Source organism: Mycobacterium sp. SM3041 (genome assembly GCF_039668335.1).
In the GTDB taxonomy this organism is placed as follows: Bacteria; Actinomycetota; Actinomycetes; order Mycobacteriales; family Mycobacteriaceae; genus Mycobacterium.
This window is the reverse complement of sequence record NZ_JAYXBQ010000067.1, coordinates 1-534: the sequence shown is the minus strand read 5'-3', so window position 1 is coordinate 534 and position 534 is coordinate 1. Positions and strand designations below refer to the sequence as shown.

The following is a 534-nucleotide window of genomic DNA, read 5'->3' as shown; positions in this document are numbered from 1 at the left end:
GCTTTCGCTACGGCTACCCCCCACGGGTTAACCTCGCGACATGTCCCTGACTCGCAGGCTCATTCTTCAAAAGGCACGCCATCACCCCACCAAAGGAGGGCTCTGACGGATTGTAGGCACACGGTTTCAGGTACTATTTCACTCCCCTCCCGGGGTACTTTTCACCATTCCCTCACGGTACTAATCCGCTATCGGTCATCAGAAGGTATTTAGGCTTACCGAGTGGTCTCGGCAGATTCACAGCAGATTTCACGGGCCCGCTGCTACTCGGGAACACCATCAAGGCAGACATCGGGTTTTCACGTACGGGACTCTCACCCTCTACGGCAGGCCATCCCAAGCCACTTCCGTTAACCACGACATTTTCTTACTGCCCTCCAGCCAGGTAGAACTGGAAAGATAGGTCCCACAACCCCGCACACACAACCCCTACCCGGTATCACATGCATACGGTTTAGCCTCATCCGCTTTCGCTCGCCACTACTCACGGAATCACAATTGTTTTCTCTTCCTACGGGTACTGAGATGTTTCAC

Annotated in this window: 1 rRNA gene; it reads right to left on the bottom strand. The window is 54.1% G+C overall.

Annotation, left to right across the window (positions count from 1 at the left end):
- Positions 1–534, bottom strand: a 23S ribosomal RNA gene (locus VXD91_RS21440); the annotation flags it as partial.